Genomic DNA, 18,995 nt, shown 5'->3' with positions numbered 1-18,995 from the left:
ACTTTATAGAGCGTAGCAACTGTCTTCCCAGGTAAAACCCTGCTTATTACTTTATTCGCACCTTCCCCCGCAACCTGAGCAATCCCACCAAAAACAGCATCTTTAACAACATCACCAATATTAGTCTTCTGCCCCGAAACCGCCCTCACACCCACACCAATCACCGCATTACCCACCGCCCCAACACCACTCTGTACCGCTAACCGGGTTGCGATTGTCGTTCCGATACTCTGAGCAATGGCTGAACCTAGCGTAGCAACACCTCCAGAAGATATTCCCGCTGCAACTGCAATACCAAAATCTTTCCATGTATACCCAGACTGATTAAATAATTGATTCTTAATCACAATATCCGCAGTCACACCAACCGCTACACCAATACCATAAGCAGCTATAAGTGGCAATTCACCATCAGGATCTATGAATCTCACTGGATTGTTCAAACAATAAATATACGGATTGAGGGTGCGGGGGTCCTGGGAATCAAACTTCCCTAATGGATCCGGGGTCAAGAATCTACCCAGCCATGGATCATAATACCGCGCACCAAAATAATAGACCCCACTATTTTCATACTCCTTACCCGTAAACCGATGCGTATTCTTAAAACTGCCAACAGAAGTCAACTGCTCCCCAAACGCCCTGAAGGATTCCGATTTTATTGTTACCCAGTTTTTGTTCATTATCTTTATCGGCGAACCTAAGGCATCACACAGATAGAAATAAGGCTCGCCAAAGGCATCAATTTTACACAAATGCGTATTGTTCAAATATACATATTTCGCCTCATTGGGACTCGGCACCGTGCCGCCCTCAAGCCGAAAATTATCTATCCAGCAGGTACCGGTTCCGGCAAACTTTACCACAAAAACAATAATCTGGGTAGTACCCGATGGAATATCCGAAGCATATATCGGCAATATTGCCTGCACCCAATCAGTGGTCCCGGTTATCAAATTTCCACACTTACTCCCAATATAACTCGACCCATTGTAAAAATCAACCTGCAATCTCGCACCATTGGTTAAATCCTGCGTCTTGATATAAACACTCGCCACCATTGGCACCGGACAGTCAGCAAGATGAACGGTCTGATAAAAACCCTCTCCCGCCTCAGGCTTGCTCGTCCCCCTTATCGCATAAAAACCACTTTTCACCACATCACTCACCAATGTCCAGGTGCAACTACCCTGTGGTGTATAAGTCCACCAGGGTGCCCAATTCGTGCCATTCTCAAAATTTGGATTCTTTAAGAGATTGGGTGTATCATCAGTCTCGTATATCACCCGATTTTGCTCATCGGTGATAAAAAATGTCTTACTACCACCTATACCCTGAGTAACCATCTTAACCCGATTTCCTTTACCATCATAAAGATAAGTATAAACCTCATTTATTACTTTTTCATCTTTCGGTGTATCCATACGCTGCCTTTTTATTAATTCGTTCCGATAATTATACATATTTTGATAATTTCGGCAAGAGATAAGATTACCACTGGCATCATTTACACAATCCCAGGGACCAGCTGAGACCAGACGGGAAGTATTGGGTGTATATTGATAATTTGTAACATCACCATCCTCAATCATCTGAATACGATTGTGCAAATAATTATAACTGTAGATGATATTTTTGTTTATTTCACCCGTGTATTGTTCGTTAATCAGCCGATAAATATAATCATACCCATATGTAGCATTATAACCATCGCGTGCTTCAAAAGACACATTGCCCACATTATCATAATCATAATCCCGAATCACCGAGCCATTTAGCCGAATCTTATCCAGCCAGTCCCGAAGATAATAAGAAAATCCCGCCGCATAACCACGGGTAATGATTGAATCAGGCTTCTCATTTTCTTTATAATGAATCTTTGCCAGCCAGATATCGCCACCAGTCTTGACCGTATCACAGAGCATAAGACCGTTCAATTTATAAACTATTGTTTCATCATCCGGATAAACAATCTTTATTAAATTATCCTGGGCATCATATTCATAACCAATCCGCAAACCACCAATCGGATTATCCCCTCTGTAAACCGTCTTGCTTATCACCCGACCCCTCTTATCATAAGAATAAACTGCCATATACTCACAATTTATCCCGTCTTTGGAGATCAATTCCCGCACCAGATTACCTTTGGGATTCGTTGAACCATTATAACTCTGGTCATAAAATCGCTTTATCCTCCAGGAGCCATTTGTGGGATAATCTGGGTTATTTGCCTCAACCCTTGTTGGATTAATCCCTGACATCTCACCCTCTTCAGTCAAACGTCCCAGGGCATCGTATTTTTTATATACCCAGGAATTATTGTTGGCATGATTAGCATCCTGAATGAATCGGAGATTATTGCAATCATCATAAACATATTTGGTGATACCAGTATTAGGGTCGTTTTTCTGAATCAACCTACTTAGTGCATCATAGTTATAGGTAATAACAAATTGCCCATTATTGTTGGATACTTTTATTAAATTTCCCAGTGCATCATATTGGTATTCGGTAGTATACTCGGTATTATTTAAAATCTGTTCTACTTGTGCGATTCTGCCGTAGGCATCATAGGTGTTCCTCTTTTGATGGTCATTCTCATCAGTGACGGTGACCTGATTGTTTGTGTAGGTATAATGGATTCGGTCCTGCTCATTGGTACCCGGAGGATGGGTGTGTTCAATGAGCCGGTCAATTCCATCATATTTGTATTCGGTATAGCCATTGAGCATCGGTCCAGGACTAGGCCAACCGTCATATTCACCCTTCTGGCTGTTAAATTGTTTTGACACCTTTGCTTTTAAACCCCTATCAGTATAATAGTAATTAACATTCCAAGTTGAATCAGCAAAGTAAGGATTCCGTCGCTGATATTGGAAAAATCTACCCAGATAGTCCATGATATAATATTGATAATCGTATTCGTCAGGCATATCATCTTTCATCGTAGCATAAACTCTCAAAAAATTGTAACGCATGTTTATCACCCCTTCTTTGAAATAAGAATAATAAAAAGCCTTTGTAGGATAATAATCAACGTTTGGTGCATAAATTCTTATCAACCGATTGAGATGATCGTAAATATATTTCCAAGATTGTCCAATTTCTGTGGTATTAGAACCGCAGTAATTCATTATAAGTCCCTGATTAAAATACCATCGTGCACCTTCACAAATGCTATCATTGGGAACATAGTGAGCAATTTTTCGCAAATGGGCATATTTGTATAAGCTTGGATTAAAGGGCCAGGGATGGCCGAAATCTACATCGTAGCGGTAAGAAGTTTCATAGCCCAACGGATTTATAATGCGCACTATATTCCCGCAACAATCATATTTATAATGGGTCGTAATCCAGGTCCAATTATTTCCTTCTCTTAATCCTTGCTTAAATTTGGTCAAATTGCCACGATATTGTCCTTGTGTGGTGTGTTGCCCGGGTGGATAGTTCGGATACATTGTATAATAGTTATAGTAATCATTATAACCAACATTATCATATTCGTATTGCACTTGAAAAACAAGATTGTCGGTATTATCTTTTAACTGTTGTGAGACAATTCTGTCAATCAGAAATACTTTGCCGTTTATATAATTTGAGTTTGATTCCCATAAGAATGAACGGGTGGTAATTCTTCTATCAACCCCGGCATCAACAACATACGGATTACTCCAGAATGAGCCCCAATCAAGATAGCTTATAAATCCATATTCAGTCTTAGTCTTCCATTGGTTGTATTTTGTATAATTATCATAACGGGTAAAAATTTTTGTATCACCTTTTACTCGGTATTCACCACGGAGCTGCTTATAAGGCCAGGGATAGAAATGAGCAGGATCAGAACAATCCACACCATTGACCGTCACATCATATCCATACTCTTCCTTTGCTAATAAATTTCCAATGGCATCATAATGTTCAACCTTCCAGCAGGTTCCCCAGAGCGATTTCTTCTTATCAAAATTCTGAGTATCATCCCGGTCCAAAAAATAATAGATATCAAAATTCCCACTGGTTGAGTAATAAACCTTAGTTTTACGGTAACTGTTGACCGAATATAAATATCCATCACCAGTCGTGCGGTCCATCACCACAGAACTAAATTCAATATTGTTATTATCCCAGCCCATATTTCCCGGAGTATTATCACCAAAATAATAATACACCCTGTCCTGAGGATAACCCCAACGGTCTTCAGTAACACATAAAATCCTTCGATAATATATGGTGTTGTCTTTTACCATAGTATAATTAAAAATACGTCTTCCCCCAGCAACTATACCATTCACAATTTTTGTCGTAGGATACATTATAGCCGTAATACATCCAAATTCGTCATAACCAAATAATTTCGGTGGCATATTAAAACTTCCTGCATAGTTGGTATAAAAAATTTTATTAAGTAGATTTGCCCGTCCATTAAATGGTTCATTGGCACCACCCAATTGTACATTCTCCTGAATCAGAAATTTAATCCGACTCAAAACCGAATTACCGATACGGTCAAATCCTATATAAGAAATACTATCATAAATGGGCACCACTATTGGCCAATTATTGTAATAAAAAACATACCGGTGTCGATGAAAGGTTGTCTTCGTGCCCTTGGTATCTATTAATGTATCAAGCAATCTCGCATCATAATAAGTGGCAGTATTCTGATATGGATTATCATCATACTCATTGCCAATATGACCAAAATGTGGTTGACCATTAGGATGGATATAATAATAAATTGATATGTAATTGCCATTGCTATCTTCAATTTTGGTAACAAAATAAATTTCTGTCTCCAAGGTGTAATGGTCCCAAAAAAATCGTCGGTAATAAGTCATTGACCGCCCAAAATAGTATTTAATACCGGACGGTGCAATAGCTATATATCCATAACCTCCACTATTGGGAACAATTCGCCATTCAGGATTATTCTCAATCCTATACTCAATGGAATTATCATTGATAAGCTTACCTTTAATAACGCGGGATTTTATTCCAGCATTGGGAATATTTATTAAGCTATATTCAGGAAGGAAGGACCAATCTTGGGCATAAGGCTTATAGGTAGTAAGGTGCAATTCACCCATAATGATATCCCAACCAATCCCACAAGGCTGCAACTGAACCGAGGGAATCGTTCCTTTACCATAAAAATACCCACCGGCAGAGCAGTCATAACGCCAAAATCCACTATTGTAAATCAAATAAAGTTCAAAATTAAGACCATTTCGACCTGGATAATAAATCAATGGCTCACGGATAACTAAATTTCCTGTAGCAAGGTCAATCTTTTCTTGGGAAAATGGCAAGAAAGCATTTTCCGGATTAAAGTTTTGAGTAGGCAGCAAAAAACTGGGATTACCTGGATAAAAATAATCATAAACATCGCGAGTTCGAGAGTTAATAACAGAATCTAATATTAAATGTCCTTCTAATTTATCGGTACCTTTAAGATAACCTTCGTAATAACTTCCATAAATATGACCCGGGCATAAAACAACCAACAAAAAAATAAAGGTTTGGACATTGATTCTCATTTTGCCTCCTTTCGCAAATGTCTAACCATACTAGAGCAACAAAAAACCACGCCCCATTATACAAAAAAGATAATTTACTGCAACAGAAAAAATTTTTTAAATTTATGGACATTTAAGAAATTCAAAATAGCAAAAACTAATGCAATTTCAATGAGTTTTCGGGATTTTGCTCCCAAAAATCAAAAAAACAATTTTTGCCTTAAAAATCTATATTGTATCATTTTTTACTTGCATTTCAAAAATTTTTAGAGTAAAATCTTCTATGCATTTTTTATTTTTCAGTATATTTTTATTAAACCAGAATTTATTTTATGATTCGCTTGAAGTTGATACAATTGAAGTAAAAGAAGTTGATACTCCACTAATTACTTTTGACTTTAAAGATGCAGATATCAAAGATGTATTGAGAGCAATAGGTGTTCAAATGGGAGTAAATATCGTCACGGATAGAGAAGTAGAAGGCAAAGTTACAGTGCATTTGGAAAAAGTTAAGTTGGAAGATGGCTTAAAGGCAATGCTTGAATCTTACGGTTTCTCCTTAGAAAAAAAAGAAAATTATTATCTTGTTAAAAAGTTAGAAAAAGAAAGAAAAAAAGAAATTAATGCAACAAAAGATAGATTGACACTGGATATAAAGAATATTCCGATAGATGAATTGTTGCGGGATATCGCCAGTCAGAGCAAAATAAATATTGTTGCTGACCAGACCGTAAGCGGTGAGATCAGTGGAATTTTATATGATGTGCCACTTGAGAAAGGGTTATCATCTTTGTTGAGTGCCAATGGATTTATTTTGAAAAAATCTGCTGGCATTTATCAAGTATCAAAGGCTGGTGGGGAGTTAGGAAGGAGAAAAGGATTATCGGTTAGTGTTACAAACGAGAACCTGATCAGTTTAGATGTCTCGGACGCAGATATTGGAGACATATTAGATGAAATTTCTGCACAGGCAGAATTGAATACAGTACGCTATGGTGATGTTCGAGGTTCAATAAATGCAAAATTTGAAAAAATGCCATTAGAGGAGGCCTTTTCTTTGCTATTTCAGGGCACAAATTTTACCTATCGGCGTATCAATGGGATATATTTGTTTGGCGAAAAGTCTCTGACATCACCAGCCTCAGCCGCATTAACTACTTCAAAACTTATACCCCTGAAATATATAAAGGCAGACCTTGTTCCTCAATTCTTGCCCCAGGGGATTCCCGCGGAAAATATAAAGATCGTAAAAGAACAGAATGCAATTCTAATCTTTGGAACTGAAGATTTGATTTCTCGAGTCGAGCACTTCATCAAAACAATTGACCTGCGTTCACCCCAAGTTCTGATTGAAGCAATGATTGTTGAGTTTTCAAAATCAGCAAGCCAGGAACTTGGATTTCGCGGCCTATATGCAAGGAGTGATACAATAAATAGAATATTCCCGAGATTGACCTATTCGGCAACAGGCGATGATATAAATCCAATTTTAGATAAAATAGGTGAATATTTCAATGTGGCGAAATTAGGACGCGTGCCTGAAGATTTCTGGCTCAGTATTGATGTCTTAGAAACAAAAGGCAAGGCAAAGGTCAAGGCAAGGCCTAGGATTGCCACTTTGAATGGGAACGAAGCTTCAATTGATGTGGGCTGGGTGAGATATTATCGCACCACCACTGGAACACCTGAAGCACCAATCTACCAACTCCATTCAATTGATGCTGGGATAAGATTGAAAATAGTCCCCTGGGTCAGTACCGCAGGTGAAATCACAACCGTTATCCAGACTGAAGTATCAAATCTAAAATCTCTTGGACCCGAAGGACTGCCTGAAATTGCCCGCAGGCAAATAAGCACAACCGTCAACTTGAAAGATGGTGAAACGATTGGGATTGGGGGTTTAATTCAGACATCAAATGTTGAGTCAAGAGAGTCAATCCCAATCTTGGGGGATATACCAATCATTGGCAGGTTGTTCTCACATACCACAACGACTCAGGAAGAAACTGAATTGGTAATTTATATTACGCCGAGGGTAATGGAATGAAATTTCAAATGCCAAAATCCAAATTTCAAATCATGAACATTTTAGAAGTAGCACCATTTGCACGGATGGGTGGTTTTGAGATTAGATGGTTTAATAGTTGGACGGTTTTATGTTTATTAATATTTCTAAATTTACTATCTACTGCTCGTTGTGTAAAATTTCATAGCCAAAAGACTATTGTTGAGCCAGTAAATGTTGTAATAATTGATGAAAGCAGAGTGGATAATTTAAAAATAAGGCATATCTTTAAAGAATTTTTTTTGAAAGAGATAATAAAAAACAATAGTAAAGGGAGGCTGAATATTTTTGACGCGGACACTTTGAATAACCGAAAATTTGACTATTTGATAAGTTATGATATTATGGATTACAGAAGTGTGGATATTGAGAAAGGAACCCAGAAACTTCTTGTTTCAACGAAAATCATAAGATTCAGAGATAAGGAAATCATAAATTCCTTTGTGAATAGCGCAGTGGGGAAAGATATTGAGGAAGTCTCTCAAAAGGTGGCTGAGAATTTAGGTCGCACGCTGGTGAGTAGATTGATTGTATTATATAGATATAAAATGAGGGAAGTATCAGTAGAACCAGGGGATTCGTTGTAAATCCGAAAGGTCTGTTTCACAATGTCATTGTAAGCGAATGAAATGAGTGAAGCAATCTGATTTTTAATCACCCCTCACAAAAGGAATTAAGCCATCACGTAACCTTCTGGTGCTCGCAATGGCACATAATATGTATAGTGCAAATATGTGTTCTATAAATTTCGGAATGCAATAAAGAAATTCTTTCTTATTTTTATTCTCTTAAATCCTTCTGGGTAAGAAACTAGTAAATAAATTGCTATTCCAGAGATATTTTTTAATTCTCCACCGGTCAAAATTCCATCACGATTTTCATCTATTAAATAAAAATCTTTTATTTCTTCTTTTTCTTTCAGTCTGACAAAAATAAACGAAAGGGAATCAATTGTTAAATTCGTGAAAATTTTATTATTTTTATAAAGTGTATCATTATTTTGATGATATTCAATAGTATCACCATTGATATCAATAAATGTAATGTAAGTTTGACCGCAAGAAATCAACTTCTGACAAAATTTGAGTGCATTTTCAATTTCTTTGCATAACCTTTCTACCTCGTTACTAATTTCATATTTCTTATCGAGCTGGGTCTGCGCCTTCCGAAGATTTAAGAAGACTAAAAGGGTAAGGGTAAGGATAATAGAGAATATGGTCATTGCTACCAAAAGTTCAATAAGGGTGAGACCGGGTTTAGTCGTATAGTCGGATGGTCGCATAGTCGTATAGTTGGGTTTATGGTTGTATTATCATTTCAGGGCAAACAGGGTAATTAGATTAACTTTGTCTTTAAGGCGTGAAACACTGATTTGAATTTCAAGTGGCTTTAAATTTTGTGGTTCGTCGTACTGATCGCCATCAAGAACCTTGATCTTTAACATAAATTTATTTCCGATAGTCTCTTCTTTATCCTTTACTTCAGGTAAAAGTAAAATCCCTTCCATCTTTGATTTGGCGATTTCAATTGCCTCTATAAAATCATCGCTTTCTCGCTCTTTTTTTAAACGATATGATACAAAACTCAAAAAAGGCAAAAGTACAGCACTGAGAATGGTTAGCGCAACAAGGAGCTCAATGAGAGAAAAGCCTCCTTGAATAGAGTGTAGAGAGTAGCGAGTAGAGAGTAGTTTAGAAATTTCGGATTTTAGGTATTTAGGCATTTTGGAATTTTAGGTATTTTTAATATTCATGCCATTGAATAATTTTGAAGTCTTTGATTTCCTGAAATATTAGAGGTATCGTAAAGTATTCGGGTGCTGGCATTGGTTGAATAACTCCGGATAGAACATTGGTATTGGTGGTATCTTCTGTAATTGGTGGGTTGTAAAAACCCTGACAATAGACAAAGCCTGAAATCTTACCTAAATGTTTAATCGGGGCAAGTGTATATATAAAACCTTCAATTTCCGATTTACTTGAAATTTCAATCAAACTATTTTTCCCCTGGCAGAGATTTATAATAGTGCAGCAAATTGGTAATTCATTATTAAAAACAATCTTGCCATCTTTAAATGGCACACCACAATAAATGAGTGAGGAGTTAAATATCTGCGCCTTTTCTGAAACTTTAATTTCTGGAGCAATAAGAATACCAGAAAATTTTGCCTCTTCTCTTAATTCAATTGAAGTCTCGGAATAGATTTTTGTAGAATTTAAAACTGCCTTATCCAGAATCCTTACTGGTCCAACAGCGACGATGGTTGAATTACTAATTTTTGTTGCACCAGAAATCTGAATTTCAGCGGTTGAAGCAAGAATCAGATTATCACCTGCACACCATAATGAATCAAAATTTTTATTTTCAATCAGGACGGCATCGTTAACAAAAATTTTCTTTGCTCGGAACGGTCTCTGGGGTGAAAAGACCTGCGGTGAGAATAACTCTCTGTCAAAATTCTCGGGGTGAGAAAGGAAATACCGAAAATATTTTATTGAGTTTTTAAAAGGCTCTGTCAAAACGACTGGTAACGATAATGAACTATTTGTCTCTAACATTCCATCAATGCTACCGCCTCTATATATCGGTTCCTGATTAAGTTTGATTCTGCCCTTTAATTGACTTCCTGCGCCTAAAACTAAGGGCTTGGATGAAATTAGACACAGACTGCTCTGCAGTTCATCGGGGAAGATTCCGGCACTGATAATTTCAATTGTTTTTGGGAATTTTCCAATTGCCCGGCTTTTGATCCTCAGATAACCGCAATCATCCACAACCGAAAGTTCAACTTCATAATTTTGCTGATAAAAGATCTTTTCTTTCACCGGTTTATCAGCAATTAAACCCCCTGTTCGCCATCCAATCCCCTTTTCAGGGTTTTCCTTTAAATAATAAAAAGCCTTTTTTATCCCAGCCTCAGCAGTGTAAAAACTTTGAATCTTCTGGATAGAAGATTTTATTGAATGTCTTTGATAAATATATTGAGAGACCATAAGTCCAATAAAGAGTGACACAACAAAGGTTACTGTTATTACAATAAGTAATGCATAACCTTTTGACTCATTAACCGCTAACCGTTTCCCGTGAACCAAGCATTTATAAAAAATATTCATTCCCATAGTTTCAAGATTTCTTCCTTCCCGCGGAATTCAATTGTCACACTCTTTGGCGTAATTTCCTTTATCTTTATACCAACACAAGTTTCGTTTTTTCTCAAAAGATAAGTTTCATTAAAAATTTCCATAAGGGCGGAAGATTCCCCTTGCGACAACACGACACCTTTTAGCGTAAAAACTGGCTTCACCGTCTCTTTTGGCGTAGTATCAAGAATCACATTGAATGGGTCTCGTTTAATATCTTTATACTCAAAATTAAATAGAGGAAGAGAATCAATATATTTTGAATCAAATGTTTTATTTACTGATTGTTCTGGTTGTACTGGCAAATTTTTAATTAACAGAAGATTATATACCCAGATTACCAAAATCACTATAATCAAAATTAGCGTTGTTAAACTCTTTTTGATTCTCATAAAATTATAAAATATCCCTTCAATTTACATATGATTCCTAATCCATTTGTCTCTTTTGTTGATAACTCTATGTCATTGAATTGTAATCTTGGGTCCTCCCTTTCAATGTTATTTATGAACCTGCCGATCTGATTATAAGTTCCTTTTACTACAATAATTAAGGGAAGAACTTTATTGTCCATGTTTTCCATCTCTGTTCCAATATTAACTTCGCCGATTTGTGCATCTGATTTTTTACTTGCACTAACCAGTAAGGATAGTATTGCCGATAATCTCTCATCCTTTAGATTAAAAGAAATTTCCTTATTTTTTAATTGTTTACTCTTCTCTTGCAGTATATTTAATTTGCTTTGCAATTCCTGACATTGAATGATATAGGTTTTATTTTTGATATATATCAAAAAAGCATTATAAAGCAAGATACAAGTAATTAACCATATAAACAAGACGAATATAGTTAAAGGACTGATCAAAGCCCTAAACTTATCCTGAACTCGCATTGCAGTTCACCTTTCATATCTTCCACAGCAATATTTTTGAATCTTTTTTCTAAATTATTTATCAAATCAATAACCCGTTCTTGACTTAGAGATTGTCCTTCAATTATAATCCTTATCTTTCTTGCAGTATTTGAACCTTCAGAAATAAGCCGATTATCGGTCGATATTTTTTTAAGACAAATCCCCTCAGGGATATCTTTACCAAGATGATAAAGATTTTCTGACCACTTTATACGATTTCGATTCAATTCTTTAATTTTTTTTATTTTCTGATTTAATATTGATTCTTTTTCCTCAACATAAGATAATTCAACTATCTTTTTTTTCAAATCGTTAAGCGTCCGATTTAAATTTGCATTTTTATAATTTCCAAAAAACAAAATAACAATTAAAATTATTAACACCGGAATAGCAATTATTAAACTCAATTTAGCAGACCTTTCAATTCTTTTTTTAAACAAAAAAATCTTGTGAGTATTTTTCTCTTCATATGGGATCAAGTTAATAGAAGGTTTTGAAAGCCCCTTCAGTGCTAAACCCAATGCTTGGGCATATCCAATACTTTCTATATCAGTATGACTTTTTGGCATTTTGAAATCTTGATAAACAAAGGGGTTACCAAATTCAATTGTAAAACCAAATAAATCTTTAAGATTTTTCCTTAATCCTACTACTTTTGCATAATCACCCGTGAGGATTAAATCCTTGATGGAAAAATTCTCTTTTTTTTCATAGTAATTAAAAATCCGAATAAGATTATAACCTAATTCTTCTATATACTTTCTGATTGATTCTCTGTCTTTATTTGAAATTTTTGTCTTCAAATTAATAACACCTGTAGTGATAGGTTCCCCTTCTTTTACAATCATTAAATCTCCGGAATTATTAGCAATATCCAGAATTGCAAAATTCTTTTTCTCTTTAAACCAGGGATGGGGGGCAAATGCATTATACAGGGCAAGGCAAGAAGCGTCAATTAAAAGCGGAAAAATATTACATGCCCGAAGCACAGTCAGCAATCTTTCTACCTCGCGTCGTCGGGCGAAGGCGATGAGCGCCCTGCCTGAAGGAAATAATTCGTAAGCATAGATCACATCTTCAATACTTGTGCCGGGAATAATCTCTTCTATATTATTCACAAACCATTGTTCAAATGAATCTTTATCCGTTACTGGTGGCAAATAAGTGCGGGCTAAGACATAAGAGCCGTGAAAATTGGTTACTACATTATCACGGGAAAGTTTTAAAGATCTAAAGAGTTCTTTTATTTTTATTATATAAAATTGCTCTCTACTTTCCTCATTCAATTCTCCTTCAGAGTAAATCTTTATCTTCCCTATTTTTTTAACTATTGAATTTCTCACAATCTCCACGGCCTTAATCCAATCATTACCAATATCAAGCCCAATTACTGAATCCATGGTGAATTTTACTTGAAAAATTGCAAATATACAAGAGAAAAATTAATTCTTAAAAACCAAATGATTACCTAAAATTTTAAAAAAGATTCCCGAAAACCCGTTGATATTTCATAGGTTTTTACTTTTTTCGTTTAAAAAATGTCCATAAATTTAAAAAATTTTTTATAATGTATATACAAAATTTTCTGGCTGATAAAAAATACGTTATAAAAAAATAGTTTATTTGCAAAAACTGTAGCATTGGAAAATCATATTCAAAATTTTGTAGATGCATAGAAGCGATGTATCAAAATCAACATTTTACCATTTTTCGGCAGGTGAAAAATGTTGAATTTTCTAACGTGTCAATATCAATGTAATAATAAAAAAATATAATCCAATTCCAATTTGTGAAATTAGAATATTAGAAAAATTATTTATAATTTTGTATTCACACATTAACTTTGTGTAAATTTTCTAACATTTTGCAAGATTTTTGCCTGAAAAGTTGTAATTTTTACGAGACTTAATCGTAGGAAAAATAGAAAAAATACTACAAAAATTTTCAAAAAATGGCCTGATTTTTAATATCAAAGTGTTGAAATTTTAGCACTTTTGAGCAGGCACGATTTTTGCTATATATGTTTAATAGATGGTTTTTGGGTTGGGGTTGTGATGCTGGTTAAAAAATAAATTTTAATAAAATAAGCTAAATGTAGGACAAGGCTTTTTTCAAGGACCGATGGTTCTTTCAGAACCAGGAATTAACCTTGCGCTCACCCGGTGGCACCGGAGCAGAAAAATTATGAAGGCACACCTCACTCTTGACTGTGAAGGAATTTAAAATATAATTTAGCATGCAAAGATTATTGATATTATCAGCAATAGCAATTTTCTGTTTTGCACAGATCTGGCAGCCCGGGGCAACGGGCTACACATTTTTAAAACTCGGAGTAGGTGTAAGACCCGTCGCAATGGGTAATGCATTTACTGCTTTAAGTGATGATGGTAATGCAGTATTCTGGAATCCTGCAGGACTGGGTGTTATAAATAGTTATTATCTTTCCGGTATGGCGATGTCCCATCTCGGTTTTATACAGTATTATAATCTTGCCTCTTCTATTTATCTCGGAAAGAAAGCAGGTTCACTCGGCATTGGACTCTGTTATTTAACTGCAACTGATATAAGGCGCGATGATTCAGGTCAGGAATCTGACCAGTTCCGTAATTCAGATATGTTATTGAATGTTGGCTATGGAAAGAGCATTGGTAAGAAGAAACAGTTATCTTTTGGCGGCAGTGGAAAAATTGTGCGCAGCCAATTAGAGAGTGAAAGTGCCTGGGGATTTGTTGGTGATTTTGGCTTAATCCTACGGCCGGTAAATTTTCTTTATCTTGGCACAACAATGAAAAATCTTGGCACACCGCGGAAGTTCATTCAAAAATGGGAATACCCACCGGTGAATTTTCGTCAGGGGCTTGCGGTTAAGATTCCCTTTGGTCAGAGCCACTGGGCATTAAGTCTTGATTATTCTTTATATCCTGATTATGTTCCAACATTTTCTATAGGAAGCGAAATCCACATCCGAGAACCAAAATTAATGCAGACCGCTACCAAAGCATTATTTGGTCAGGAATCATCACTTTCCGGATTTTCTTTAATGGCGGGTTACCAAACCGGCTATCAGGACCTGGGCTGGTCTGGATTTTCCTTTGGTTTTTCTTTAGAGATAATGATAGGGTCGGGCTTATTTCTTGATATTGGTGCAGTAGCACTCTCCTACGGATATTTAGGCTATTCTGAGCGTATCGGTATCGGATTAAATTATACGCCCGAATTAAAGAAGGCAAAGAAGTAGTATAATTATTTGCTGCATGCCAGATCATTATTCCATCGGCATCTGCATTTAGAGCGCCAAATATCTGAGAAAATATATAAGCATCATTAAATTCCTCACAATAAAGGTCGAAACCCTGAACGAAGGGCATAACCTTTACATTCAAGGGCAATTTTTTAAAAGACTCCTCCACTGAATCAAAATAAATCCAGTAATTACGCCAGTACTCGGATACTTCTTTTTTAAAATTCGGATGAAAATGGGAAGGATAAAGCATTGGATATACAACATCAACAAATGGTCCAAATTTTGATACCTCCTGCCCTTCTTGTTTTAAATTATACCAGACTGCATATCCAAATATACAAATCCCGACCTCTGCTTCAACATTTTCTTTTAATTCTTTCAAAAATTCTATTATCGGAAAATATCGTTCACCTTTAACATTATTTAATCTAATAATTCCGATATCGCCATCGGTTGGGAATCTTATATAATCAAGGGCAAAGGAATTAATGCCTTTTTTTTCAAGTTCTTTTATTATCTCTATCAGATATTTATGAACTTTTTTATTATATGGATTCACCCAGGCGGTGCCGGTTTTGTCATACCAGATTTCGCCAGTTGAATCTCTAATTGCACAATCCTCGTACTTAGCAAGATAATTATCACGGAAACAAACTATCCGGGCAATCAATTTAATATTTAATTCCTTACATTTTTTTATTAAATAATCAAGGTCAATATATCTTTTGAATGCATTAAGTTCTCTTGCAAGTGGTATCTCTGTTTCGTAACATAAGTATCCATAATCACTTTTCAAATCTACGACTATTGCATTTATATAATTGGAATCGGCAAGTTTGAAAATGTATTCCAGAAAACTCTTTTTACAACCCTGATAGGGATTGATATAAACTCCCCGAATAAGGCTATCAGGATTATACGAGAATGTTGTGTATAGGACAAATATCACACAGGGGATCATTTTTTTTACAATATTCTTTACCCAGTCTAACTATAAGGGCATGGTATTCATTGTAAAGTTGAATATCTCTGGGTAAATTGCTCTCAAAAAATTTTTGTATATCATTATAATCGGCTTTTTCACTTATCAGATTATGACGTTTTAGCATTCTTCGTGTATAAGCATCAACCACGAAAACCGGACGATTAAGGGCATAAAGCAAGATTGAATCTGCGGTTTCTGGACCGATGCCCGGAACTGACAAAAGTTCGTTGCGCAAATAATTGGTCTCTTTTTTGTTAAAATTTTTTACCTCACCATTATATCTTTCTACAAAATATTTTAAAAAAGAAATCAATCTTTTACTTTTGAGTTTATAAAAACCCGAAGGTCTTATTAATTGGGAGATTTTTTCGCGATTTTCAAGCAATTTGTGAGGATGTAGTAAATTGGCCCTTTTTATATTATTAATTGCCTTCTCCACATTCTGCCAGTTTGTATTTTGCGTAAGTATTGCTCCGACCATTACTTCAAAGGGGCTATCCCCGGGCCACCAGTGCTGGGGGCCGAATGTATTAAATAAACGCTCATATATCTTAATCAATATCGGAATCCCGGCTGATTGCTTTTTATTCATAATTTCGGGATTAAAAATGGTATCAAATATTTTATTCTATATTAAAATCTTTTAGTCTGAATCTACCAGCGGAATTTTTAAATTCTATCATCCCTATGCCCGGGGCATAATATTCCTCTACATATTCTTCCTTTGAAATCGTTGAATCCTGAGTTATTACAGACTGATATCGGTTAATGACAACCCGATAAACTTCACCATAGATTTCATCCTGCTGATACTCAGATACCAGGGCGTTTATAATATATCTAACTTTTATCCATTGTCCGAAAAAATTTAGTGAGTCCACAAGTGAATCAACGAATCTATTGCCTGAAACCAAAGGTAGTTCAAGTTTGAAAATAAACCCCTCAAGGATTGTATAATCTGAACCGCCGTAACTCTTAATTATTTTTATGTATTCTTTTATCCCTTCCTCGTCTTTAGAATAGTAATGGATTTCCCCTGAAACATTGAATGGGTAACATTCATGATGGAGAATTGTATCCGGTGCCTCAGTTTTAATATTTATGCTTATAGGATTATATAAATCATCATTGGTATAATTCCACCAGTTGCCTTCCTTCATTGGAAAATATTCGCTCGCTGCCCGCTCAATGATATGATTTTTACAGGCGCTAAGCAGGAATAAAACACAGAATAAGATCACAAGAATGCTTCTATAATTCATATTTAATCCCCAATTTTATGCCAAGGTTTCCTGCATTAATTTTAAAATCGGTCACTCCATCATAATAAAAAGCAGGATAGACATTTATATTTTCATAATAAAAATTCACAAGAAAACCAATTGTATAACTAAAACCAACACCCCACTCTTTATTTTTATTTAATTCGCGAGACACATAATCAATCCCCATTTCTCCAAAAGGTGCAATACGCCAGGGGATTTTTCTTATCATTATTCCCAGCCCATATTTACTGAAAGAGTAACCTGTATTCTTTCCCTGGTAGTATGAACCAGTTAATGTAAGATTTAAGTGAACATTGTGGTTTAAATCTTGTTTGCCAATGTATGCCTTAACAATAGTTCCATTATTAAGTGTATAATCAAATCCGATTATGGGTTGATTAATTCCACCCTCAATTCCAATATGCATACTTATTATTATAAAAACAATAACCATAAATAATAATAATTAAAAAAAATTAAAAGTCAACCACTTGATTATGGTTCTAATTTATATAAAATCTCCTATGGAAGGATTAAATAGAATAATTCCAGTTTATAAACCGCCCGGCCCTTCTACTTATGACCTTATAAGGATCTTCAGAAAAACAACCGGATTCAAAGGGAAAATAGGACACGGTGGCACACTTGACCCATTCGCCTGCGGGGTTGTCCTTTTACTTATAGACAAAGCAACTGAAAGATTTGAAGAAATCAAAAACTGGCAAAAAGAATATACCGCAGGCATTAGATTGGACGCAGAATCAAATACTGGAGATATTACCGGGGAAATAAAAATACTGAGTAATAACAAATCTACTCGTCTAACAATGAAGCCAGTAGAAGAAACATTAAAACTCTTCGTTGGTGAAATAGAACAAAAAGTTCCACCTTATTCTGCCGCAAAGTTTCAGGGAAAGCCATTATATAAATTAGCAAGGAAAGGGATTGAAATAGAAAAAATAAAAAAAGTGAAAATCTTCAATATTGAGTTGATCTATTTTAGATATCCAATTTTAACAATCAGGATCTGTTGTTCAGGTGGTGTTTATATACGACAACTCGCCCAGGACATTGCACAAAATTTGGAGACAAATGGTTTCCTATATTTTTTACAAAGAGAAAGAGTCGGAGAATTTACAATAAAAGATTGTTATAATATTCAGGATTTTATAAACATCACCATTTGATAATTAAATCCTGGGTTGGATAAAATCTTTTCATTACAATTGTGTAGCATATCATATTGTTTCTCAGCTCGGTTTTAGTTATTTTATAATTTATATGCAGTTTTAAATCCTTTCTCGCCAAAATAAAAAACTCTGCAGTATTTATTGATTTACCCCATTTTCTTGTTGTAGTGGTAATATAACGAAAATATCTTTTATTTAATCTCTGTCTATAGCCAATTTTGAAAGAATTTTCTTTGCCCGGTTTTATCGGCATCGAAAAATAGATACCATTTGTATCTTTTTCATAAGGATAGTCAAGCATGATGATATCCGGATAGTAATGGTTAGAATCTACTGGAAAAGGATAAAAAAATTTTACAATCTTGCGGGAGTCAGTATTATTTGCAAAAAAATATTCACCCTGTACCAGTGCTGATGCGGAATCAATCTCAATAGTTATCTTCTCCTGATAAAAATCTACTATCGGTTTTTTGCCACAGAAAAGAAAAGGAATGGCGACAAATAACAAGAAAAATGGAATCTTTCTCATTCTTACAGATTATATCTAATTTACATCCCAATTTCAAGAATACCGTTTAAATCAAAGGATATAATGAAATATTGGAATTAATTATTAATGGAATATAATTGCAGAAGATTAGAAAAGGGAGGTTTTTATGACATATTATCTTGGTGTG

The 18,995-nt window shown here is 35.2% G+C and carries 15 protein-coding genes and 1 pseudogene; 4 read left to right on the top strand and 12 right to left on the bottom strand.

What is annotated here, in order from left to right:
* The coding region (locus ABIL69_10435) for an RHS repeat-associated core domain-containing protein (protein ID MEO0124403.1) at positions 1-5,537 on the bottom strand (5,537 nt) is incomplete at its 3' end.
* Positions 5,538-5,799: 262 nt separating this feature from the next.
* Here ABIL69_10435 and ABIL69_10430 point away from each other — a divergent pair.
* Together ABIL69_10430 and ABIL69_10425 are read left to right on the top strand one after the other, a co-directional pair.
* Positions 5,800-7,563 (top strand): secretin and TonB N-terminal domain-containing protein, encoded by a 1,764-nt coding sequence (locus ABIL69_10430; GenBank protein ID MEO0124402.1) that lies wholly within the window; start codon positions 5,800-5,802, stop codon positions 7,561-7,563.
* Between the two features lie 8 nt (positions 7,564-7,571).
* On the top strand, positions 7,572-8,168 hold the full coding sequence (locus tag ABIL69_10425; protein MEO0124401.1) for a hypothetical protein: 597 nt from the start codon (positions 7,572-7,574) through the stop codon (positions 8,166-8,168).
* 152 nt (positions 8,169-8,320) lie between these two features.
* Here the strand turns inward: ABIL69_10425 and ABIL69_10420 are convergent, their stop codons facing one another.
* From ABIL69_10420 to ABIL69_10395, 6 genes are all read right to left on the bottom strand, one after another.
* Positions 8,321-8,863: a type II secretion system protein gene (locus tag ABIL69_10420; GenBank protein MEO0124400.1), complete on the bottom strand. Its 543-nt coding sequence runs from the start codon at positions 8,861-8,863 to the stop codon at positions 8,321-8,323.
* A 30-nt stretch (positions 8,864-8,893) separates the two neighbouring features.
* A complete protein-coding gene (locus tag ABIL69_10415; GenBank protein MEO0124399.1) occupies positions 8,894-9,304 on the bottom strand; it encodes a type II secretion system protein in 411 nt (136 codons plus the stop codon).
* A gap of 19 nt (positions 9,305-9,323) precedes the next feature.
* Positions 9,324-10,694 (bottom strand): hypothetical protein, encoded by a 1,371-nt coding sequence (locus ABIL69_10410; protein MEO0124398.1) that lies wholly within the window; start codon positions 10,692-10,694, stop codon positions 9,324-9,326.
* Positions 10,691-11,113, bottom strand: a complete 423-nt coding sequence (locus tag ABIL69_10405) for a hypothetical protein (GenBank protein MEO0124397.1) — start codon at positions 11,111-11,113, stop codon at positions 10,691-10,693. Before ABIL69_10405 ends, ABIL69_10410 begins: the two co-directional genes overlap by 4 nt.
* Entirely contained in the window at positions 11,110-11,514 is a 405-nt protein-coding gene (pilO, locus tag ABIL69_10400; GenBank protein ID MEO0124396.1) for a type 4a pilus biogenesis protein PilO, read from the bottom strand. The genes ABIL69_10405 and pilO overlap by 4 nt, the downstream gene beginning before the upstream one ends.
* A gap of 68 nt (positions 11,515-11,582) precedes the next feature.
* Positions 11,583-13,034, bottom strand: coding sequence for a hypothetical protein (locus ABIL69_10395; GenBank protein ID MEO0124395.1), 1,452 nt, complete (start codon positions 13,032-13,034; stop codon positions 11,583-11,585).
* Positions 13,035-13,870: 836 nt separating this feature from the next.
* Here ABIL69_10395 and ABIL69_10390 point away from each other — a divergent pair.
* Positions 13,871-14,872, top strand: a complete 1,002-nt coding sequence (locus ABIL69_10390; GenBank protein ID MEO0124394.1) for a PorV/PorQ family protein — start codon at positions 13,871-13,873, stop codon at positions 14,870-14,872.
* 13 nt (positions 14,873-14,885) lie between these two features.
* On the opposite strand, the pseudogene ABIL69_10385 reads toward ABIL69_10390, so the two are convergent.
* The 4 genes and pseudogenes from ABIL69_10385 to ABIL69_10370 form a co-directional block, all read right to left on the bottom strand.
* Positions 14,886-15,839 (bottom strand): annotated as a pseudogene (locus tag ABIL69_10385) (putative glycoside hydrolase).
* Complete coding sequence (locus tag ABIL69_10380; protein ID MEO0124393.1) at positions 15,793-16,455, bottom strand: endonuclease III domain-containing protein; 663 nt, start codon at positions 16,453-16,455, stop codon at positions 15,793-15,795. Before ABIL69_10380 ends, ABIL69_10385 begins: the two are co-directional and overlap by 47 nt.
* Positions 16,456-16,486: 31 nt before the next feature.
* A complete protein-coding gene (locus ABIL69_10375; protein ID MEO0124392.1) occupies positions 16,487-17,125 on the bottom strand; it encodes a hypothetical protein in 639 nt (212 codons plus the stop codon).
* Positions 17,115-17,582 carry a hypothetical protein gene (locus ABIL69_10370; GenBank protein ID MEO0124391.1) on the bottom strand — a complete coding sequence of 156 codons (468 nt, stop codon included), beginning with the start codon at positions 17,580-17,582 and terminating at the stop codon, positions 17,115-17,117. The genes ABIL69_10375 and ABIL69_10370 overlap by 11 nt, the downstream gene beginning before the upstream one ends.
* A 70-nt stretch (positions 17,583-17,652) precedes the next feature.
* Between ABIL69_10370 and truB the strand changes: the two genes are divergently transcribed.
* Positions 17,653-18,315, top strand: coding sequence for a tRNA pseudouridine(55) synthase TruB (gene truB / locus ABIL69_10365; protein MEO0124390.1), 663 nt, complete (start codon positions 17,653-17,655; stop codon positions 18,313-18,315).
* Here the strand turns inward: truB and ABIL69_10360 are convergent.
* Positions 18,305-18,847, bottom strand: coding sequence for a hypothetical protein (locus ABIL69_10360; protein MEO0124389.1), 543 nt, complete (start codon positions 18,845-18,847; stop codon positions 18,305-18,307). The two genes, truB and ABIL69_10360, sit on opposite strands and share 11 nt — an antisense overlap.
* Positions 18,848-18,995 lie beyond the last annotated feature (148 nt).

Source organism: candidate division WOR-3 bacterium (genome assembly GCA_039802005.1).
Classification (GTDB): Bacteria; Hydrothermota; Tepidihabitantia; order SM23-42; family JAOAFX01; genus JAOAFX01.
The sequence above is the reverse complement of the archived record's forward strand: the minus strand, read 5'-3'. Positions and strand labels throughout refer to the sequence as shown.